16 protein-coding genes are annotated in these 20,898 nt (G+C 71.0%); 8 read left to right on the plus strand and 8 right to left on the minus strand.

The window, feature by feature from the left end; all coding sequences use genetic code 11:
* Window positions 1-95: 95 nt before the first annotated feature.
* Complete coding sequence (locus ACQP2T_RS20980) at window positions 96-1,424, minus strand: MFS transporter (protein WP_433517796.1); 1,329 nt, start codon at window positions 1,422-1,424, stop codon at window positions 96-98.
* 305 nt (window positions 1,425-1,729) lie between these two features.
* On the opposite strand from ACQP2T_RS20980, the gene ACQP2T_RS20985 reads away from it, so the two are divergent.
* Window positions 1,730-2,653 (plus strand): helix-turn-helix transcriptional regulator, encoded by a 924-nt coding sequence (locus ACQP2T_RS20985; protein ID WP_433517797.1) that lies wholly within the window; start codon window positions 1,730-1,732, stop codon window positions 2,651-2,653.
* 328 nt (window positions 2,654-2,981) lie between these two features.
* Here ACQP2T_RS20985 and ACQP2T_RS20990 read toward each other — a convergent pair whose 3' ends face one another.
* The 3 genes from ACQP2T_RS20990 to ACQP2T_RS21000 form a co-directional block, all read right to left on the minus strand.
* Window positions 2,982-3,707, minus strand: a complete 726-nt coding sequence (locus tag ACQP2T_RS20990; RefSeq protein ID WP_433517798.1) for an SDR family NAD(P)-dependent oxidoreductase — start codon at window positions 3,705-3,707, stop codon at window positions 2,982-2,984.
* Window positions 3,708-3,736: 29 nt separating this feature from the next.
* Entirely contained in the window at window positions 3,737-4,063 is a 327-nt protein-coding gene (locus tag ACQP2T_RS20995) for a carboxymuconolactone decarboxylase family protein (RefSeq protein ID WP_357951193.1), read from the minus strand.
* Between the two features lie 550 nt (window positions 4,064-4,613).
* Entirely contained in the window at window positions 4,614-5,021 is a 408-nt protein-coding gene (locus ACQP2T_RS21000) for a (R)-mandelonitrile lyase (protein ID WP_433517799.1), read from the minus strand.
* A 481-nt stretch (window positions 5,022-5,502) separates the two neighbouring features.
* On the opposite strand from ACQP2T_RS21000, the gene ACQP2T_RS21005 reads away from it, so the two are divergent.
* On the plus strand, window positions 5,503-6,120 hold the full coding sequence (locus ACQP2T_RS21005) for a hypothetical protein (RefSeq protein ID WP_433517800.1): 618 nt from the start codon (window positions 5,503-5,505) through the stop codon (window positions 6,118-6,120).
* Here the strand turns inward: ACQP2T_RS21005 and ACQP2T_RS21010 are convergent, their stop codons facing one another.
* From ACQP2T_RS21010 to ACQP2T_RS21025, 4 genes are all read right to left on the minus strand, one after another.
* Window positions 6,121-6,765 (minus strand): IS607 family transposase, encoded by a 645-nt coding sequence (locus ACQP2T_RS21010; RefSeq protein ID WP_433517801.1) that lies wholly within the window; start codon window positions 6,763-6,765, stop codon window positions 6,121-6,123.
* 317 nt (window positions 6,766-7,082) lie between these two features.
* Entirely contained in the window at window positions 7,083-7,844 is a 762-nt protein-coding gene (locus ACQP2T_RS21015; RefSeq protein WP_433517802.1) for a hypothetical protein, read from the minus strand.
* A 558-nt stretch (window positions 7,845-8,402) separates the two neighbouring features.
* A complete protein-coding gene (polX, locus tag ACQP2T_RS21020) occupies window positions 8,403-10,085 on the minus strand; it encodes a DNA polymerase/3'-5' exonuclease PolX (protein WP_433517803.1) in 1,683 nt (560 codons plus the stop codon).
* Window positions 10,086-10,149: 64 nt separating this feature from the next.
* A complete protein-coding gene (locus ACQP2T_RS21025; protein WP_433517804.1) occupies window positions 10,150-11,118 on the minus strand; it encodes an aldo/keto reductase in 969 nt (322 codons plus the stop codon).
* Window positions 11,119-11,281: 163 nt separating this feature from the next.
* On the opposite strand from ACQP2T_RS21025, the gene ACQP2T_RS21030 reads away from it, so the two are divergent.
* The 6 genes from ACQP2T_RS21030 (at window position 11,282) to ACQP2T_RS21055 (ending at window position 20,893) form a co-directional block, all read left to right on the plus strand.
* Window positions 11,282-12,457, plus strand: a complete 1,176-nt coding sequence (locus ACQP2T_RS21030; RefSeq protein ID WP_433517805.1) for a sensor histidine kinase — start codon at window positions 11,282-11,284, stop codon at window positions 12,455-12,457.
* 73 nt (window positions 12,458-12,530) lie between these two features.
* Complete coding sequence (lanKC, locus tag ACQP2T_RS21035) at window positions 12,531-15,086, plus strand: class III lanthionine synthetase LanKC (protein ID WP_433517806.1); 2,556 nt, start codon at window positions 12,531-12,533, stop codon at window positions 15,084-15,086.
* Window positions 15,087-15,089: 3 nt separating this feature from the next.
* Complete coding sequence (locus ACQP2T_RS21040) at window positions 15,090-15,221, plus strand: SapB/AmfS family lanthipeptide (protein WP_357642972.1); 132 nt, start codon at window positions 15,090-15,092, stop codon at window positions 15,219-15,221.
* Between the two features lie 88 nt (window positions 15,222-15,309).
* On the plus strand, window positions 15,310-17,196 hold the full coding sequence (locus ACQP2T_RS21045) for an ABC transporter ATP-binding protein (protein WP_433517807.1): 1,887 nt from the start codon (window positions 15,310-15,312) through the stop codon (window positions 17,194-17,196).
* Entirely contained in the window at window positions 17,193-18,926 is a 1,734-nt protein-coding gene (locus ACQP2T_RS21050; protein ID WP_433517808.1) for an ATP-binding cassette domain-containing protein, read from the plus strand. Before ACQP2T_RS21045 ends, ACQP2T_RS21050 begins: the two co-directional genes overlap by 4 nt.
* Window positions 18,923-20,893 carry a prolyl oligopeptidase family serine peptidase gene (locus tag ACQP2T_RS21055; RefSeq protein ID WP_433517809.1) on the plus strand — a complete coding sequence of 657 codons (1,971 nt, stop codon included), beginning with the start codon at window positions 18,923-18,925 and terminating at the stop codon, window positions 20,891-20,893. The genes ACQP2T_RS21050 and ACQP2T_RS21055 overlap by 4 nt, the downstream gene beginning before the upstream one ends.
* The last annotated feature ends 5 nt before the right edge of the window (window positions 20,894-20,898 follow it).

Here is a 20,898-nt window from a genome sequence, read left to right on the forward strand (position 1 = left end):
CCGGTGGCCGTGTGGGAGGGGTCAGGCGTCGTGTTGGGCGGTGGCCGTGTGGGAGGGGTCAGGTGTCGTGTTGGGCGGTGGCCGTGTGGGAGGGGTCAGGTGTCGCGCTGGGTGGTGGCCATGCGGGAGGCGACGAGCGCGGCGGCCAGCGCCACTGCTGCGGCCAGGGCGAGGCTGACGCGCAGCCCGTACTCGAAGCCGGCCGGAGCGGAGATCAGGGCGCCGAAGACGGCCACGGCCAGGGCTCCGCCGATCTGGCGGCTGGTGTTGAACACGCCGCCGGCGGTGCCGGTCCGGTGGGCGGGCACGTGCTCCAGCAGCAGGGCGGTGGTCGGGGGCATCACCAGCGGACCCGCCAGCCCGACCGGGATCAGCAGCAGCGCCGTCACCCACACCGGCACCGACCCCGGCACCAGGGCCAGCGCCACGGACCCGGCCGCGATCAACGCCAGCCCCGCCATGATCGGCACGCGCGGGCCGGTGCGCTCCGCGATCCGCGCGGCGAACGGGGTCAGGCAGGCGCTGAGCAGCATCATCGGCAGGAACGCGATCCCGGCGGCGAGCGCGGACAGGCCGTGCTGCTGCTGGAAGTACAGGCTGAACAGGAACGGCAGCCCATAGAAGCCGACCATGAACGCGAACCCGATCCCGGTGGCGATCACCACCGTCGCGGAGCGGAACAACTCCAGCGGCACCATCGGATGGGCCACCTTGGCCTGCGCGGTCACGAACGCGGCCAACGCCACCACCGCCACGCCGAGCGCCACGAGCACCCGAGGCGCGGTGAACCCGGCCGCCCCGGCCTCGATCGCCCCGTAGGTCAGCCCGCCCATGGCCAGGATCCCGGTGACCTGCCCGATCCAGTCGAACGGTGCCGGACGGGTCGGAGAATGCGGGGCGCGGGCCAGGAGCAGCAGCGTGAGTACGCCGACCGGCAGATTGATCCAGAAGATCATCCGCCAGGAGACCAGGCTCAGCAAGCCGCCCAGCACGGGCCCCGCCGCCGCCGCGACGGCGCCGCCCATCGCCCACACCCCCACCGCGCGGGCCCGGCGGGCCGGGTCGGGGAAGGCGTGGCGGACCAGCGCCATCGAGGTCGGCATGGTGACCGCCGCGCCGATGCCCTGCGCCACGCGCGCGGCCACCAGCGCCGGCAGCGAGGGAGCCAGCCCGCAGGCCATCGAGGCGATCACGAACAGCACCAGTCCGCCCGCGAACGCGCGCCGGGCACCGATCCGATCCGACAGGGCGCCGGCCGACAGCAGCAGAGCGGCGAACATCAGGGTGTAGCCGTCCACGACCCACTGCAATCCGATGATGCCGCCACCGAGCGCGTCACGGATCGAGGGCAGCGCGACGTTCACGATCGTCGCGTCCAGAGTGATCACGAAGAACCCCAGGACGGCGGCGGCCAGCGTCGCCACCGAATGCCGCTCCGTGGCGTGCGCGCCCACGGTTGGCGACCGGCCTGGAGAGGCGTGCGCTTGCGCGCCAACGCTTGGCGACCGGCGCGGGGAGGCGTGTGCTTGCGCGTCCGTGGTCGGCGACCGGCGCGGTGAAGCGAAGAAAGGCATGACTGTACGTGGTCCTCAATGGAAGGGGGTGGATGCCGGGCTCTGTGGCCCGACCGCTCATCCACACAACCACGTACCCCTTCTGACCTGGGAGTCCTAGCTGTAAGGGGTACGGGTGGGGACCCCTTGACACGACGGCGGCCTACGCTGGAGAGGTGCCAGCCGACACTGTTCGCGAGGACATCCGCAACTTCCTCACCAGCCGTCGCGCCCGCCTCACCCCGGCGGAAACCGGGCTGCCCGACATCGGCGGACGGCGCCGCGTCAGCGGCCTGCGGCGATCCGAGGTGGCCCAACTCGCCGCCATCAGCGTCGAGTACTACACCCGCCTGGAGCGCGGCAACGTCCACGGTGTCTCGGCCGACATCCTCGACAGTCTCGCGGCCGCCCTCCGCCTCGATGAAGTCGAACGCGCCCACCTGGCCGCCCTCGTCCGCGCCGCCAACGCTCCCCAACGCGCCGCCAACGCCCTCCACCGCGCCGCCAACTCTCCCCACCGCGCCACCGACCGCGACGGCGGAGCCTCACATGTCCGCCCCAGCCTCCAGCAGCTTCTCGACGCCATGACCGGCGCCGCAGCCTTCGTCCGCAACGCCCACCTCGACGTCCTCGCCACCAACCGGCTCGCCCGCGCCCTGTACCGCGAGGCCCTGGGCGCCGGAGAGCAGCCGCCGCTGGACGCCGGAGAGCAGCCGCCGAACCTGGCCCGCTTCGTCTTCCGGGACCCCCGCGCCCGTCGCTTCTACCGCGATTGGGCGGGCATCGCCCACGACGCCGTCGGCAGCCTGCGCGTCGAAGCCGCCCGCGCCCCCACCAACGCCGACCTCGCCGACCTCATCGACGAACTCACCACTCACAGCGCGGAATTCGCCAGCCGCTGGGACGCCCATGACGTCGAGTACTACCGCAGCGGACGACAGCGCTTCCACCACCCCGATGTCGGCGACCTCGACCTCGACTACGACGCCCTGGCAATCCCCGCCGACCCCGGCCTGACCATCGTCACCTACACCCTCGCCCCCAACGCCCCCCACGCCGCCGCCTTCGCCCGGCTCCAGGGATCCGTTGAATCGGGCTGAAGTGGGTTGGTGGGTCTTTGCCCGGTTCCGGGGATCCGTTGGGTCGGGTTGAAGCGGGTTGGTGGGTCTTTACCTGGCTCCAGGAACCCGCCGAACCGGGCTGAAGCGGATTGGCGAAGACGCATGGTGGTGTCCGAGAGCGAATAAGCGGACACGGGAGACAAGGAAGGTGAACCGGGCCGGGTTCGGCGCTGGGCAGGGGGCGGCGTCGAACCTGACACCGTCGATCAGCTCTTGTCGCTCATCTCATGTTGCCCGACTCTTGTCGTGCAGCTCTTGTCGTGCAGCTCTTGTCGCGCAGCTCATGTTGCCCGGCTCTTTTCGCCTTTCACAGCGCGGTGCCAGTCTCCTTGGCCAGCCTCTGCAGGAGGCGGTCCTGGAACGCCTCGTCGTGGACGGCGTGGTGCGGCTGCAGCCGACGACGGTGGTACCAGTAGCCGCCGGTGGTCAGAGCCTGCGGTTCGTCGCTGGAGGCGAGCCATTCCTGGGTCTGGTGGCCGAGCTCGAGATCGTCCGGTGCGCTCGGTCCGCCCATCCTCGTCGGCACCCAGCCCGGATCCACGGCGTTGCTCAGCACCCCGGGACGCAGGCGAGCTACGGCGGCCGCGAGCGTGGTGACGAACAGCTTGCTGTCGGAGTACGAGCCGGTGCTCTGGCCTCGCCAGTCGACTTCGGTGAGCGACGGGCGCCCGTCGAAATGCGAGCTGCTGCTCAGGTACACCAGGCGGCGCGGCCCACGCACCAGGGCCGTGAGCAGATACGGTGCGATGATGTTGACCGGCATGACCGCCGGTCCACTCCACACGCCGGCGTTGTGGATGACCGCGTCGAGCGGCTCCGCCTCGTTCAGCTCCGCTGCGATGCGCCGTACGGCATCACGCTCGGTGAAGTCGCCCACCACTAGGTGTGCCCCACGGTCGACCAGCGCATCGAGGCCCGCCGCACGCTCCCGGTTGCGGGCGTGCACCACCACGTCGTGTCCCGCGGACAACAACGCATCCGCCGCGGCACGCCCAAGACCGTCCGCGGAACCGGTCACCAGGATCCGGCTCAAGAGTTCACCACCTGCTTTCGTCTTGGCGCTCAACCTGAGAAGACCTGCTTCGCGGTCGTGATCGCCGTCATGGCCTTCGGCCAGCCGGCGTAGAAGGCGAGGTGGGTGATCGCCTCGATGAGCTCGGTCTCGGTGACGCCGTTCTCCTTGGCGCGCCCGAGGTGGAAGCGGAGCTGATCGGCGTCGCCGCCGGCGACGAGGGCGGCGACAGTGATCAGGCTGCGGTCGCGGGCGGCCAGCTCCGTACGATTCCAGACGTCCTCGAACAGGACGTCGTCCGTGAGCTCGGCGAGCTTCGGCGCGAAATCACCGATCATGCGGCGTCCACCGCCGATTTGTCGGGGTTGCTCGGTCATCGAAGATCCTTTCGCTGGGCGTCCTTCGGCCCTGTGGCGCGGCGGCCGCTGCGGAACCGAGACCGGAATCCCGGAACCCGGACCGGGACCGGGACCGGAATCCCGGAACCCGGACCGGGACCGGGACCGGGACCCCGGAACCCGAACCGGGACCGGGACCGGGACCGGGACCCCGGAACCCGAACCGGGACCGGGACCGGGACCGGGACCCCGGAACCCGAACCGGGACCGGGACCGGGACCGGGACCGGGACCCCGGAACCCGAACCGGGACCGCGACCGGGACCGGGACCCCGGGACCGGAACCAGAGTCCGGACCGGAACCCGGACCCAGATCCCGGACCGGGACCCCGGAACCCAGAGCCCGGAACCGAGACCCGGACCCAGATCCTGGACCGGGACCCCGGAACCCAGAGCCCGGAACCAGAGTCCGGAACCCGGACCCAGAGCCAGGGACCGAGACCCGGAACCGGAACCGGGGTCGGGTCGGGATCGCTGGTGTACATCGGTGCTGCTGCGGCCGGAGTGGGAAGAAAGACGGGTTTACCTGGTCAGTGGCGGCGGGCGTGGTTGTATTGCTCGTCGGTGACCGGCTCGTTCCAGGTGGTTTCGGTGCTGCCGTCGCCCGCGCCTTCCCACATGGCGAGGTGCTCCATGAAGCGGTCGGGGGTGGCGCCGTGCCAGTGCTCCTCGTTCGGGGGGCAGCGCACGGTCTGGCCGGGATGGGCTTCGAAGACGGTGCCGTCGCGAGTGCCGATCAGCGCGACGCCGGACACGACGTGCAGGGTTTGGCCCAGTACGTGGGAGTGCCAGTGGGTACGGGCGCCCGGGGAGAAACGGACCATGTTGGCACGCATCCGGGAGGGCTCCTGGCCCGCGTAGATCACGTCGAACCAGACGTCGCCGGTGAACCAGTCCGCAGGAGCCTTGGTGGTGGCCTGCTGTTTGACGAATTCCATGGTGTCTCTCTCAGACGTACGAGGTTATGAGATATGTCAGGTGTGGGCGGGGCCGGTGCCCAGCTCGCGGGCGACGTCGACCTGCGCGAGGAGTTCCTTGCCCTTGGTCTCGAAGGCTGCCGGACTACCTTGCGGTCATCCGTTTCGCCCACCCCAGGCGGCCTGTACGCAGGGTTGTGGCCCCCTCCTGCCTCCGCCCCAGATGCCGACAGACGAGATCCACACCATCCAGGTAACCGGCTTTACGCCCAGGCAAACAGGTTCTGTCGAAGGGCGTATCGGCAGTACACCTCTCCCGCCTGGCGCCGGTGCCCGCAGGTCGGCCGCCAGGCGAACGTGGCCGCCTGGGGTCGGCGGGCCGGGCGCCTGCCGAGGTCAACGGAGTGGCGGCAAGTTTTGGGCATGGCATGGGGCCTCGACATCTCGACCTTCACGGGTGGACTCCTAGCGTGGATTTCAGGTACGGAGCAAGGGGGCCGCGATGTTCATCCAGGTCATTCAGGGACAGGCCGGGGACGTCGGCGAGATGCGGGCGGCGTTGGACCGATGGCACGCCGAGCTCGCGCCAGGGGTGGACGGCTGGCTCGGCACGACCGCCGGCGTGACGGACGACGGCATGTTCGTGAACACGGCGCGTTTCGAGTCGCGGGAGGCGGCGCGGCGCAACAGCGAGCGGCCCGAGCAGGGTCAGTGGTGGGCCGAGACCCAGAAACTCTTCAGCGGCGAGGTCACCTTCCACGACTGCTCCGAGGTGTACACGTACATGAAGGGCGGGTCAGATGCGGCGGGATTCGTCCAGGTGATGCAGGGACGGATCCGGGACCCGCGGCGGATGCGGGAGATCACCGCCCAGAGCGAGCGGGGCCTGGCCGCGTTCCGGCCCGACCTCATCGGCGGGTTCGCCGCGCTGCACGGGGACGGCGGATACACCGAGGTCGCGTACTTCACCTCTGAGCAGGCGGCCAGGGAAGGCGAGGGCAAGGAGCTCCCGGTCGAGATGCGGGAGCTCTTCGAGCAGTGGAAGGACCTGTTCGAGGGCGAGCCCATCTACTTCGATCTGCGCGACCCGTGGCTGTATTCGCCGTTGCTGATCCTATAGTCAGGTATCAGCAGTCCGGGCGTTTCCGCCCGGAAGGTCCGTAACGATGTCACCAGTGCGTTGGGGCTTGGTGTCTTGTTGACGGTCTCTCGTTTCCTTCCGCTGCTGCGGGATCGCGCCACCTGCCCGCCCACCCGCGGCCTCACGGTGGCGGGTGGTGGTGCGGGTCTTCTGGTCGGCTCCACGAGGGTTCGGCGCTGGCGCGCCCTGGTCTCCGGCCACTCCGGTACCAGTGGTGCAGTCCGCCGCGAGGGCGGCGAGGTTGCGGGCCGCGTTCTCGTCCCGGTCGAGGACGACAAGGCGACGCCCAGACGCGGACAAGGCGGTTTCCAGGTGCTGGACCCCGAAGCGGGCCAGTCGGTCGCGGTGCTCCACCACGATCACCTCGACCTTCGGGTCGGACAGGACGCGATGCAGCTTGCGCCGACGACCGTTCATCCCGGACCCGATCTCCTTGACGACCTCACCCACCGCGAGGCCAAGGAGGTTCGCGCCCTCAACGACACGGGCCGTCTGCCGGTCGAGGTCCGGCTTCTGCTCGGCCGACGACACCCGGCAGTACGCGACCACCCGGCCCCGCGCCGCGGCAGGCGCGTCGTCAACGAGCCAGGTACCGGACGGAGCCTGGCGGGCGGGGACCGGCATCGTGCCGTTCTTCACTCACCGCCAGGCGGTCTGGTAGCTGACGCCCTGTTGACGCGCCCACTCTGAAAGCTTCGCGCTCTGAGTATATATGACTACAGAAAGCTACGGACGATTATGCTTCACGGAGCAGATGCCAACCCCCTCAGACCGCCTGAGATTCCCGCAGGCGGGGCTGATGGGCTCTTGCGCGGTCCCCTCCGGGTCCGCCCGTTCATGGCCGCTCTCGCGGTCTGCTCTTCGGGTCTGCTCTCACGGTTCGCCGTTCAGGGCTGCTCTCCGGGTCCGCCGTTCGGGGACGCTGATGGGCGGGGTTGAGCTCAGGGTGAATGATCGGGTGCTCGGTTGGGGACGAGGGAGTCGAAGGCCTCGCCGGTGTTGAGGTGCTGGATGAGGGACTCCAAGCCCTGCCGGTCTCCGTTGGCTCGGAGCCAGCGGTCTACTTGGCAGGCGGCCTTGGCATACGTGTTCGTATCCTTGCTGGCCGTACTCAGCCACTCGTCCAAGGAGACCGGCAGCGGCGCCGTCGGTAAGACCAGACAGCGGTCGCCGGTTGTTCGCGGGGCGAGGTAGCGGGGGTCGTCGGAGACGACTACGGCGAGGCCCTCGTCGAACCATTGCGGGACCTCCGCCCCGGAGGTGAGGCGGGTGTGGAGCTCGACGTGGGACATCTCGTGTGAAGCGATCACCGCGTCGAGGCCGCGGGGTGACAGCATCACTGAGCGGTTCAGAACGGCGATGCCACGCTCCTTGTGGCCGCCGATGTGCTGGTAGCACTCCTCGGTGGCGCAGATGAGCAGGCTGGGTGAGCTCTTTCTGCCGCCGTAGAAGGTCTCGACTCTCTTCGTGGCGGCGCCGACAGTCTGGCTGACTTGTGATCGTTGCTGCGGCGATAGGTCGCGCTCGATGTAGACGCCGGGGCGGAGCTCCGTCAGGCCGTAGCAGCCGGGGCACGTCGTGGCAGCCAAGGAGGGGTAGGCCACCACCACGCCGGCGACGGTGGCGACGAGCAGCACGGCCAGCGCTGCGAGAGCCCGGGTCCAGATCTTGCGGGCTCTCGATCGCTTGGGCGCCGGTGGCATGATCGCCGTCCTTTCGTGGGGTGGAGGTGGGATTACTTTCGCGTAATCCGTTGGGGGCCACATCCACCTGTGGGTGGTCATTCTCGGGGATGACATGCAGGGCGTTGGTCGTGGCGGCATGTTGGTCGAGGGAATCGTCTTCACGGGTAAGCGGGGTGGGCTCGGGTGTGATGAGTTGTAGGGTGGCGGGCTCTTCGGGGGGAGGGCTCGGGCGGTGGCCGGAGGTCGGGGCGTCGCGATCGGTGGTGGGGCCGATGTGGGACGGCGGTTTATACGTGCCGGGCTCGTCAATGACCTGCGGATCCGTCTGGTGCCCGTGTCTCTGAGGGAAGGGGCCGGATTGTTCGAGATCGGGAGCGAGCAGGTCCGGCCGCACCGGAATCGGGTGCTGGAGTCTCCGTTCGCCACACACCGAGGTTCGAGGTGGCGAAGAATTCGCGTGGCGCGGCGGCTCAGGGGGTGTCTTAAGAGATCACCGCGCCTGAGCCCGTTTCGCGCGGGCGATTGGGCGATGGCTGCGCCCGCTGGCCGAGGAAGGCGAGCGGGCGACGGCCGCTCCTACCGGCCGAGGAAGGCGAGCAGGCGCTCCAGCGGCCAGGTGTTGATGACGTCATCCGTGGTCAGCCAGGCGCGCTGGGCGATCCCGATGCCGAACCGCTGGTTGGCCAGGTGGGGGATGGCGTGTGAATCGCTGTCGATCGAGAACTTCACCCCGTGGTGCTTGGCCAGGCGGACCAGGTCCGCGGGCAGGTCCGAGCGGTCGGGGAAGGAGTCGATCTCCATGGCCGTCCCGGTGCGGCCGGCCGCGCGGAAGACGGCGTCCCAGTCGGCGTCCACCTGCGGGCGCTTGCCGATCTTGCGAGTGGTCGGGTGGCCGATGATGTCCACGTACGGGTTTTCGCAGGCGGCGATGAAGCGGCGGGTCATCTCGTCGCGGGACATGCCGAAGTGCGAGTGGACCGAGGCCACGCACACGTCGAATTCGCGGAGGATCTCGCCGGGCCAGTCGACGGAGCCGTCGGGGGCGATGTTGAGCTCGGTGCCGTGCAGGAGCCGCATGTCGGGATATTTCTGTTGCAGCTCCACGACCTGCTGCCGCTGCTCCAGCGCCTTGTCCAGGGTCATCCGCTGCATGGCCAGGTCGGGGGCGTGGTCGGTGATGGCGTAGTAGAGGTAGCCGCGGGCGTGTCCCGCCGCCACCATGTCGGCCAGCGAGGCGATGCCGTCCGTCAGGTTGGTGTGCGTGTGCAGGTCGCCCTTGAGGTCGGGGAGCTGGACGAGGTCCGGCAGCTCGTGGCGGAGCGCGGCCTTCACCTCGCCGCCGTCCTCGCGCATGGGCGGGGGTACGAACTGCATGCCGAGCGCGGCGTAGATGTCTTCCTCGGTCGCCGAGGCGATCACCGTCTCACCCTCGAACAGTCCGTATTCGGAGAGTTTCCAGCCCTTCTTCACTGCCATCTCCCGGATGGCGACGTTGTGCTCCTTCGAGCCGGTGAAGTATTGCATCGCCGCGCCCCACGACTGGGCGGGCACCACGCGCAGGTCCACTTGAAGGCCCGACGTCGTGCGGATCGACGTCTTCTTGTCGCCCGCCGCGATGATCTCCGCTACATAGGGCTGGGCGCGGAAGTCCTCCATGATGGACTCGGGCGCCACCGCCAGGATGTCGATGTCGCCGATCGTGTCCTTCATCCGCCGTAGTGACCCGGCGTAGGCGATCCGCTCGGCCTTCAGCGAGGCCATCACCTGCTCGGCCAGGGACATGGCCACGCCGATGTGCACCCGGCGACCCGACTGCTCCAGCTGCTCGATGCCCTTGAGGAGGTTGGCGAGGGTCTTGGGGCCGAGCCCCTTGACGCCGTCGAGCCGCCCGGCGGTGATCGCCTCGCCGAGGGCCACGGGCGAGTCGATGCCGTAGTCCTCGAACAGCATGATCGCCGTCTTCGGCCCCAGTGTCGGCACGCGGGTCAGCCGCCGCACCCCCTCGGGCACCCGCCCGCGCAGGTCGTCGAGCTGGCGGAAGCTCCCGCGCTGCAGGAACTCCTCCATCTTCTTGGCGATCGCCTCGCCCACGCCCGGCACACCGCGCACGTCTGCCACCGAGATGTCCTCGGGGAACCCGGCGATCGCCTTGGCGGCCTTCTGGTAGCTCCGCACCCGGAACGCGTCGCCACCGGTCAGCGCGAACAGCTCCGCGTATTCGGAGAGCGCCGCCGCCGCATCATCGTTAGCCCTAGCCATGGAGCCAGCTTAGGGATCCCCTCCGACAAACGGCGAAGGCGATGCGCACGACGGCGGCGCGGGGCTACATGCGCACTTCGCGCGGCCGGTAAGGCTCCGCGAGGGAGGCCAGGTCCTTGTCAGAAAGCGACACGCTCACCGCCGCGAGCGCGTCGTCCACGTGGCCCGGCTTGGTGGCGCCCACGATGGGGGCCGTGACGGTCGGCTGCTGGAGCACCCAGGCCAGGGCGATCTGGGCGGCCGGCAGCTCGTGCTCGCGCGCGACCTCCGCCACCCGGTCAAGGATGAGCCGGTCGTTGTCGGGGTCGTAGAGGGCGTCGATGCGCGCGTCGGAGCCGGCCCTGGTCGTCGACTGGGCCGCGCCCGCGCGGGCCAGCATGCCGCGCGCCAGCGGGCTCCACGGGATCACGCCCACGCCCTGGTCCGCGCAGAGCGGGAGCATCTCCCGCTCCTCCTCCCGGTAGAGCAGGTTGTAGTGGTTCTGCATGGACACGAATCTGGTCCAGCCGTTCTCCCGCGCCACGTGCTGCGCCTTGGCGAACTGCCATGCCCACATCGACGAGGCCCCGATGTAGCGGACCTTGCCCGCCTTGACCACGTCGTGCAGTGCCTCCATGGTCTCCTCGACGGGCGTCTCGTCGTCCCACCGGTGGATCTGGTAGAGGTCCACGTAGTCGGTGCCCAGCCGGCGCAGCGAGGCGTCGATCGCGTCGAAGATGTGCTTGCGCGAAAGGCCCCGGTCGTTGCCTCCCTTGCCCATCGGGAAATAGACCTTGGTGGCCAGTACGTAGTCCTCGCGCCTGGGGAAGATCTTGCGCAGCAGGTTTCCGGTCACGACCTCGCTCTCGCCGGCGCTGTAAACGTCAGCCGTGTCGAAGAAGGTGACCCCACCGTCGGCTGCCCGGCGGACGAGCGGTTCGGCCTGGTCCTCGGGCAGCGCCCACTCCTGCCTGGCCGGATCCCCGAAACTCATCATGCCGAGGCAGATGCGCGAGACCCGCAGGCCGGTGTCACCAAGTCGTCTGTAATCCATAGCCGCAACCCTATGACCACGTAACGCGGCCTAAGTCAGGCGGGTGCGGGCAGAAAGTTCTGCTCGAAGCCGACATTGCGCTTTACAGAACGCGGTACATCGGGTCGATTGGAGAGGGACAACGGACGGTTCGGTGCTCGTGACGCTGCGCGACGGGGGACAAGTGAATGGATTAGGAAGCGAGCCGGCTCCCCGGCTGCGCCTTCTCGGCGACATTCCTTCGTCTCCCCTGGACATGGCCTGGCTGACCCTGATGGCGGGACTCCTCACCGTGACGGTTCCGGTGCAGGGAGGGCTCGCCGGCTCCGGGCTCTCACCGGTGGCCTCGGTGGCCTTGCTCCTCCTGCTGGCCGTCCACGCCCGGTTCGTGCTGGGGACCCTGGCGGGTAAGGCCGGGGGGTGGTGGCTGGTCGGCGTGCAGGCCTGGCTGACGTACGTGCCGCTGGCCCTGTTCGGGGCGGCATGGACGCCGATGTGCGGGCTGCTGGCCGGCGCGCTGCTGGTGGTGGCCGGGCGCATCAGGTCGGCCACGCTGGTGGCGCTGGCCGTGTGCTGCGGGCCGGTCCTGCTCGCGGCCCCCCACGAAGGGCTCGCCGACCGTGGGTGGGCGCTGGCCGCCCCGGTGCTCGGCCTGATGGAGTACGCCCTGGTGAGCCTGGCCGCGCGGGCGCAGTGGCTGGCCTCCGCCAGGACCGACGCCATCCGTACGACCGTGGCGCTCGAACGCCGCCGCTTCAGCAGGGATCTGCACGACCTGGTGGGCCACCGGCTCACCGCCCTGGTCCTGAAGACGCAGCTCATCGATCGGCTGGTGGACGAGGAGAACGAGAAGGCCAAGCTGGAGGTCGGCGAGACCCTCGAACTGCTGCGCACCCTGGCGGGGGACGTACGGGCCGTCGCCCATGGCGGGCGGCGCTCCTCGCTGGAGGTGGAGATGAGCTCGGCCCGCGCCCTGCTGGAGTCGGTGGGAGTGCGGTGCCAGATCCGGGTGGCGTGCCCCGACCTGCCCGGTGACGTCGCCGACGCGCTCACGCACGCCCTGCGCGAAGGCGTGACCAACGTGCTGCGCCACGCGGAGGCGCGGCAATGCGCCATCCAGCTGCTCGAACGCGACGAACTGGTCCGGCTGTCGATCAAGAACGACGGCGTCCACCCGGTACGCAGGGCGGGAGAGTCCGGCCAAGGGCTGATGAACCTGACCGAGCGAATGGCCGACGTGGGCGGCTGGCTGGAGATCACCGCGGTCCGCAGCGGGCAATTCACCTTCTCGGTATATGTGCCCCAGATAAACAAACGTGTGAAATTCACAAATGCCTATGAGGTAAGCACACCTCGGTAATGTCGTGTGTTACTAGACGCCTTGTCCGCGCGTTGCCATTCTCTTATTGACAACGCATGGGAGGTCGCACCGGATGGACCAGTATGAGCTGTACTGCCTCGCGGACGGTCGTTTCTACGACACCCTCGAGCACAGCGCCGCCGAGGACGCCGACTTTCCCATCGCGCACCGGCCGGTCCCCGAAGGATGGCTGCACGAGGCGACGGAGACCTGGTGCTATTACGCGCCGGGCGGAGTGGCGCCCCTGCCCTCCCAGGGCTGGAAGATTCATGTCTCGGCCCGTGTGGACGACGCCGAACGGGCCTTGGCGGCCGTCTGGGACTATTGCCTGCCCCGCGGGATCGCGTTCAAGTTCCTGCGCGGCCTGCCGGTCCTGGTCATGCTCAATTCCAAGGCCGCGTCCAGGGCGTCGAGCGGCAAACTGGTCACCATTTATCCCAGGGACGAGAGCCAGCTCGAACTCGTTCTCAAAGAGCTGCACGAACTCCTGCACGACGTACGCGGCCCGTACATCCTGAGCGACCTGCGCTACGGCGAGGGGCCGCTGTTCGTCCGTTACGGCGGCTTCGCCGAGCGGCACTGCCTGTCCGGGGGCGAGCGGGTGCTGGCCGTCGAGGACGGCGGGGGACGGCTCGTGCCCGACGTGCGGGGCGCGACGTTCTCGGTGCCGCCCTGGACGACGCTGCCCGAGTTCCTTGAGCCTCATCTCGCCGCGCGCAACGCCGTGACCACGACCGGCCTGCCGTACGAGATCGAGAACGTGCTGCACTTCTCCAACGGCGGCGGTGTCTACCTCGCCCGCGACCAGCGAACCGGTGACCGGGTCGTGCTGAAGGAGGCCAGGCCGTACGCCGGGCTCGACAACGCGGGACGGGACGCGGTGGCGCGGCTGACGCACGAGCGCGACATACTGAGCCGCCTGGCCGGGCTGTCCGCGGCGCCGGAGCTGCTCGGCTACTTCACCCTCGGTGAGCATCACTTCCTGGTGCAGGAGTTCGTCGACGGGACCACGCTGCAACGCCGCCTGGTGCACAGATATCCGCTGACCCGCGCGACGTGCACGCCGGACGACCTCGCCGGCTACACCGACTGGGCCCTCGACACCCTGGACCGGGTGGACCGGGCGCTGGCGTCGCTGCACGAGCGCGGCGTGGTCTTCGGTGATCTGCATCCCGACAACATCCTGCTGACCGAGAGCGGCCGGGTCGTGCTCATCGACTACGAGGTGGCCACGCTCGCCGAGGAGGACGGCCGCGCCGCGCTGGCCCACCCCGCGTACGCGGCGCCGCCCGACCGGCGGGGCACCGACGTCGACAGGTACGCGATGGCCTGCCTGCGGCTCGGGCTGTTCGCCCCGCAGTGCACCATCATGCTGCCGTTGCACCGGGCCAAGGTCGCGCACCTCGGCGAGATCGTGGCGGACACCTTCACCCGCGAGATCGCGCCGGCCGTGTCCACGATCGCGGGCGATGACCGCGACGAGGGCGAGATGCGCGCCCTGCCGATGCCCGGCAGCGCCACCTGGCCTGAGCTGCGCGCCGCGATGTGCCGGGCCATCCGGACATCCGCGACACCCGGCCGCGACGACCGGCTTTTCCCCGGCGACGTGGCCCAGTTCCAGCCGGGCGGTGGCCTGAATCTCGCCTACGGCGCCGCCGGCGTCCTGTACGCCCTGGCCGCGACCGGAGCCGGCCGCTTCCCCGAGTATGAGAGCTGGCTGCTCGCGCGGGCCAAGCGCCCGGTGTCCGGCTCCGGCCTCGGCTTCTACGACGGCCTGCACGGCATCGCCTACACCCTCGACCTGCTCGGCCACCGGCAGGACGCGCTCGACGTGGTCGAGATCAGCCTGCGCGAGAAGTGGGACGGCCTGGAATCGGCCCTCTTCTCCGGTCTGTCCGGCATCGGGCTGAACCTCTTCCACCTGGGTGAGCCCGAACTGGAGCGCAGCGCGCTGCGAGCGGTCGACATCTGCGCGGACCGGCTCGGCGGCGCCGACGACGTCCCCGAGCTGAGCGGCGGCACGAATCCGCGGGCCGGGCTCATGTACGGCTCCTGCGGCCCCGCCCTGCTGTTCCTGCACGCCTACGAGCGCACCGGTGACTCGGCGCTGCTCGACCTGGCCGCCGTCGCGCTCCGGCAGGACCTGCGCCGCTGCCGCGCGGCCGAGGACGGCTCACTCCAGGTGAACCAGGGCTGGCGGCTGCTGCCGTACCTGGACGAGGGGTCCGTCGGGATCGGCCTGGTGCTCGCCCGCTACCTGGCGCACCGGGAGGACACGGAGTTCGCCACCGCGCTGCGTGATCTGCGGCTGGTCGCGCGCTCGGGGTTCTTCGTCCAGCCGGGGCTGTTCACCGGACGCGCGGGCATCGTCGCCGCGCTCGGCTGCGGCCTCGACGGTCCTTCTGAGGCTCAGATCAAGGGTCTGCGCTGGCACGCGTTGCCCTACGGCGGAGGCCTGGCCTTCCCCGGTGACCAGCTGCTGCGCCTCTCCATGGATTTCGCGACCGGAACGGCAGGCGTCCTGTTCGCCCTCGGCACAGTGATGGGCGAACAGCCGGGACGCCTGCCCTTCCTCGAGGCCGCCGCCGACCGGCGGCCTGTCTCCAACCAGTCCCAGAAGGAGGTGTAAACCATGGTACTTCTCGACCTGCAGGGTCTCGAGACCCCGGCCGGCAGCGATGTCGCCAGTGGCGGCAGCACTCTGACCGCTCTGACGTGTCAGTCAGGCCACCCGAGCAACCTCAGTGTCGCACTTTGTCACTGACACATTTGCGCCGATCCCCGCGCCGCTTATGGCGGCGCGGGGATTGGTATCTGAGATTTGTCCCTTACGCCATGTGAAGGAGACGGTCGTGCGGGCCGGAGACCGGCTGGTGATGGACGCGGTACGGCGAAGCGGCCCATGGCCCGCCGTCCTCGCGGTCACGGCGATCGGGGGCGCGGCCGCCGAGCTGGCACTGCCCTACGCGGTCGGCCGTACCGTCGACGGCTTCGTCTCCGCCCGGCCCGAGACCGCGTCCTGGCTGGCGGCCTGCGCGGTGATCGTGGCCGGGATCATGCTCTGCGAGAGCGCCGGGGTCTGGGCACGCGGCGCGAGCAGCGCGTACGCGGCCGCCCGGCTGCGCCTGTCGGTGCTGCGTCACGTCCTGGGCGTCGGCCCCGCCGCGACCCGCCGTTTCCCCGAAGGCGAGCTGGTCACCCGCGCCGGCCTGAACACCGAGGAGACCGGCCGCGCGCCCGAGTCCGTGACCGGCGCGCTGGCGCTGCTCGTCCCCACGCTCGGCGCCCTGGTGGCGCTCACGCTCATCGACCCCGTGCTGACCGCGACGCTGGTCGCCGGGATCGCGCTCATCCTGCTCGTCCTGCGGGCCTTCCTCCGGGCCACGACCACGATCGCGGGCGGCTACCAGGAGGTACAGGGCGAGATCGCCGCCCGGCTGGTGGACGCGCTCGGCGGCGCCCGGACGATCGCCGCCGCCGGGACCGCCGACCGCGAGACGCGCCGGGTCCTTCTGCCCATGGACCGGCTGCGGGCCCATGGCATGGCACTGTGGCGGGCGAACGCCTCGGCCGGCGTCCAGGCGGGCCTCGTCGTGCCGCTGGTGGAGGTGGCCGTACTCGCCGTGGGCGGACTCCGGCTGGCCGCCGGCGAGCTCACGATCGGCGAACTGTACGCGGCGGCGCGGTACGCGGTCCTGGGCGCGGCACTGAGCACCGCGCTCGGCCACATCGGCGGCCTGGCCAGGGCACGCGCGGCGGCCGAACGCGTCGCCGAGGTCCTCGGCCTGCCTACCACCCGCTACGGCACCCGCCTCCTCCCGGCCACCCACGCGGAGCCCGCCATCCACGCGGAGCCCGCCACCCACCCGCTGGCCGGCACCTCGGGACCACCTGACGGGCTCGGCAGCGTGGAGTTCCGGGGGGTCACGATGCCCGGTCTGGCCGTGGACGAGCTGGTGATCGCCGGTGGGTCGGCCACGGCCGTGGTGGGGCGTTCGGGATCCGGCAAGTCGCTGCTCGCCGCGCTGGCGGCGCGGCTGGCTGACCCTGCCGGGGGAACGGTGCTGCTCGACGGCGTACCGCTGCCGGAGCTGGACCGCGCCGAGCTGAGACGGGCCATCGGGTACGCCTTCGAACGCCCGGTCCTGGTCGGCGACACCGTCGGCGCGGCCATCGGGCTCGGTGCGGACGACCAAGGGATCGTACCCTCGGCGGCGACGGCGGCGTGCGCCGACGGGTTCATCCGCCGCCTGCCCGGCGGTTACGCGACTCCCATGGCCGACACCCCGCTCTCCGGCGGCGAACGGCAGCGGATCGGCCTGGCCAGGGCGTTCGCGCAAGGAGAGCGCCTCCTGGTGCTCGACGACGCCACCTCCAGCCTCGACACCGTCACCGAACGCCAGGTCGGCAACGCCCTCACCGCCGATCCCCGAGGACGGACCCGGCTCATCGTGGCCCATCGGCTCACCACGGCCTCCCGCGCCGACCGGGTCGTCTGGCTGGAGGACGGCAGGGTGCTGGGCCACGCGCCGCACCACGAACTGTGGGCGGACCCGCGATACCGGGCGGTCTTCCAGGACCCCCACGGGTCCCAGGCACTCGAAGGGTCCGCCGGACGCGGGGGGTCCGACGGACCCGAGGTGCCTGGGCCTGAGAGGCGGTCCGAGAGGCTCGCGGACTCTGAGGGACGACGCGGGGATTCCGAGAGGCTCGCGGGATCTCGGGGAGACGTCTCATGAAGTCGCTGCTCTGGCAGGCGTTGCGGCGGCGGCCGTACGCGCTGGTGCGTCTCTGTCTGTGGTCGGTGCTGGAGGCGGCGCCCGCGTTCCTCATCGGGCACGCCGTCGCCCGCGCGATCGAGGACGGCTTCGCGGTGGGCCGCCCCGCCCTTGGGCTGGTCTGGCTGGCGGCGCTCGGCTGTGCGTGGCTGGTCGCCGCGGTCGCCGCCCGCCAGATCATTCTCGCCGTGGCGGCGGTCGCGGAGCCGTTCCGGGACGACCTGCTCGCTCACGTGGTCGGCGGAGCCATGCGCCGGGCCGCCCGATCAGTGACGGCCCGCCCGGACACCGCCGCCGTCACCCGGGCCGGTCTCCAGGTGGAGCTGGCCAGGGACGCCTTCGCGGCGGTGGTCACCACCGTGCGCGGGTTCGCGTTCACCGTGGTCAGTGTCGTGCTGGGGCTGCTCACGCTGGCTCCGCGGGCGGCGGTGCTGGTGCTGCCGCCGTTCGTCGCCGGGCTGGGGCTGTTCCTGGTGTCCCTGCCGGCTCTGGCGTGGCGGCAGCGGGCGTTCCTGATGGCCGACGAACTGCTCGCCGAGTCGATGACCGGCATGGCCGGCGGGCTGCGCGACATCGTGGCCTGCGGGGCGGAGGACCGCGTGGGCGCGGCGCTGGCCGACCGGGTCGAGGCGCAGGCGTCGGCGGCGCGCGCGCTGGCCCGCGTGACCGCCGCGCGCACGATCGCGCTCGCCGTCGGCGCCTGGCTGCCCGTGGTGCTCCTCCTGACCGGTACGCCCTGGCTGCTCAGCGACGGCCTGGGCGCGGGGGTCGTCGTGGGCGCCCTGGCCTACGTCACCCAGTCGCTGGCCCCCGCCCTGAACGGCCTCGTCCACGGCCTCGGCGTCAGCGGCGTCAGCCTCGTGGCCACCCTCCGCCGCATCACCACCTCCGGCCTCCCAGCGCCGATCCCGCCTGCGGCCCTGGGATCGACCCCCACAGCCGGCTCAGCGCGGTCGTCTGAGGCTCCCACGGCTGGGCCGGGGCGGGCGCCCGCGGGCGGCGTGCGGTTGAGGGGAGTCACGTTCGCGTACGGGCCGCACTCCGAGGCGGTGATCGACGGTCTCGATCTCGACATCCCCGAGGGCGACCACCTGGCGGTCGTCGGCCCGAGCGGCGCCGGCAAGTCCACCCTGGCGGCCCTGGTCAGCGGTCTTCTCCGGCCGGACGCGGGTGACGTCCGGATCGGCGGGGTGCCCGCCGCCGACGTGCCCCCCGCCGCGCGGGTGCTGATCCCCCAGGAGGCGTACGTCTTCCGCGGCTCGCCGCACGAGAACCTCACGTACCTGAGCGACGCGCCACCCCACCAGGTCGAGGCCGCCGTCGCCGCGCTCGGCGCGACCGGCCTGCTGGCGGACATGGAGCCGGAGCTCGACCCCGGCGCCCTGTCCGCCGGGCAGCGTCAGCTGATCGCCCTTGTACGCGCCTACCTGGCCCCGGCCCGTCTGGTCATCCTGGACGAGGCCACCTGCCATCTCGACCCCGTGGCCGAGGCGCGGGTGGAGGTCGCGTTCGCGGAACGGGGTGGCACGCTGATCGTCGTCGCCCACCGCCTCACCTCGGCCACGCGCGCCCGCCGCATCCTGCTCATGGACGCCGGCCAGGCCGTGGTCGGCACGCATGACGAGCTGGTACGCCTCTCACCCACCTACGCCGACCTGGCCGGCCACTGGCAACCGGAGCCCGTGTCATGAAATATCCGGACGCAGAGCGTCTGTCCCTCGTCGAAGAGCTGCACGGCCACCTCGTCACCGACCCCTACCGCCGGCTGGAGGACGCCGCCCATCCGGCCACCGTCGGCTGGCAGGCCGAGCAGGACCGGCTCTGGCGGCACCACGCCGCCGGCCTGCCCCTCCGCGAGCACTTCCAGAAGCGCCTGACCGAGCTCAGCGTCACCGGGATGACCACCCCGCCGGTATGGCGCGGCGACCGGCGCTTCCACCTGTCCCAGTCCGCGGGCCAGGAGCACCCGGTGCTGTACTGCGATGACCGGGCCGTCCTCGATCCCATGGAGCTCGACGCCACCGGTCTCACCACGCTGGACGACTGGCAGCCCGACTGGGAGGGGCGGCTGCTGGCGTACCAGCTGTCGAGGAGCGGGGACGAGCGGGCGGACCTGTACGTCATGGACGTCGCCACCGGCGAGATCGTCGACGGCCCGATCGGCGGCTGCCGCTACTCGCCGGTCGCCTGGCTGCCCGGTGGCAGGGAGTTCTTCTACGTCCGCTTCCACCAGGGCGTACACCTGCACAGGCGAGACGGCGGCGACGTCCAGGTGTTCACGCGGGGCGCGCTCTCGTACGGCCTGCAGATCAGCGCGGACGGTCGCCGGCTGGTGATCTCGGCGGGCACCCCCGCCCGGAACGACCTCTACCTCGCCGACCTGTCCGCGGGCCCGCCCGAGCAGCTCGATCTGAAGGTGATCCAGGAAGGGGTGGCGGCGCGCGCCGCGGCGGCGATGGGGCCGGACGGCCGGCTGTACATCCTCACCGACCAGGACGCGCCCCGGCGCCGCCTTTGCGTCGCCGATCCGGCCACCCCCGCCGCGTGGGAGGAGCTCGTACCCGAGGACCCCGCGGCCGTTCTCGGCACGTTCACGCTGCTCGACGGCGGCCGGCTGCTGATCGCCAGGACCCGCCACGCGGTCGGCGAGCTGGCGGTCCACGACGCCGCCACGGGCGAGCGCACCGGTACCGTCCCGCTGCCCGGCAGCGGCTCCATCGCCTCGCTGACGTCGCGTCCCGGCGGCGGCCACGAGGCGTGGTTCGTCTACACGGACGCGGTCACCCCGGCGGAGGTCTGGCGCCACGACGCCCGTGAGGGAACGACGACCCGCTGGTCACCGGCCGTGAGCGGCGCGGCGGTGGCGGCCTCGCGGGTGGAGAGTCACCAGCTCGAGTACGTCTCCGCCGACGGGACCCGGGTGCGCATGGTGGTCGTGGCGGGCCCGCACCCCGGCGGCCCCCGTCCGACGATTCTGACCGGTTACGGCGGGTTCGGGATGTCGCTCACTCCTGGGTACGCGGCCGACTCCCTGGCCTGGGTCGAGGCCGGCGGCGTACTGGCCGTGGCCAACCTGCGCGGCGGCGGGGAGGAAGGCGAGGCGTGGCACCGCGACGGCATGCTGGACCGCAAGCAGAACGTCTTCCAGGACTTCACCGCCGCCGCCGAGAAGCTGATCGCCGACGGGTGGACGACCCCCGGTCAGCTGGCGGTCTGGGGCGAGTCGAACGGCGGCCTGCTCGTGGGGGCGGCGATGACGCGGCGGCCGGAGCTGTTCGCCGCCGTCGTGTGTTCCGCGGGGCTCCTGGACATGGTGCGGTACGAGCGGTCGGGGCTCGGGGCGGCCTGGACCGGTGAGTACGGCTCCGCGGACCTTCCCGAGCAGCTGGGCTGGCTGCTCGGCTATTCGCCCTACCACCACGTACACCAGGGGATCGACTACCCGGCGACGCTGTTCACGGTCTCCGGCGCCGACTCGCGGGTGGATCCGATGCACGCGCGCAAGATGTGCGCGGCCCTGCAGTGGGCGACGGCGGGAGAGCGGCCGATCCTGCTGCGCCACGAGCGCGACGTCGGCCACGGGGCCAGGGCGGTCAGCAGATCGATCGCTCTGGCCGCCGACGTGCTCGCCTTCGCCGCCGCCCACACCGGGCTCTAGGTCGC

The sequence above is a fragment of the Nonomuraea sp. CA-143628 genome, from assembly GCF_050942315.1.
Classification (GTDB): Bacteria; Actinomycetota; Actinomycetes; order Streptosporangiales; family Streptosporangiaceae; genus Nonomuraea.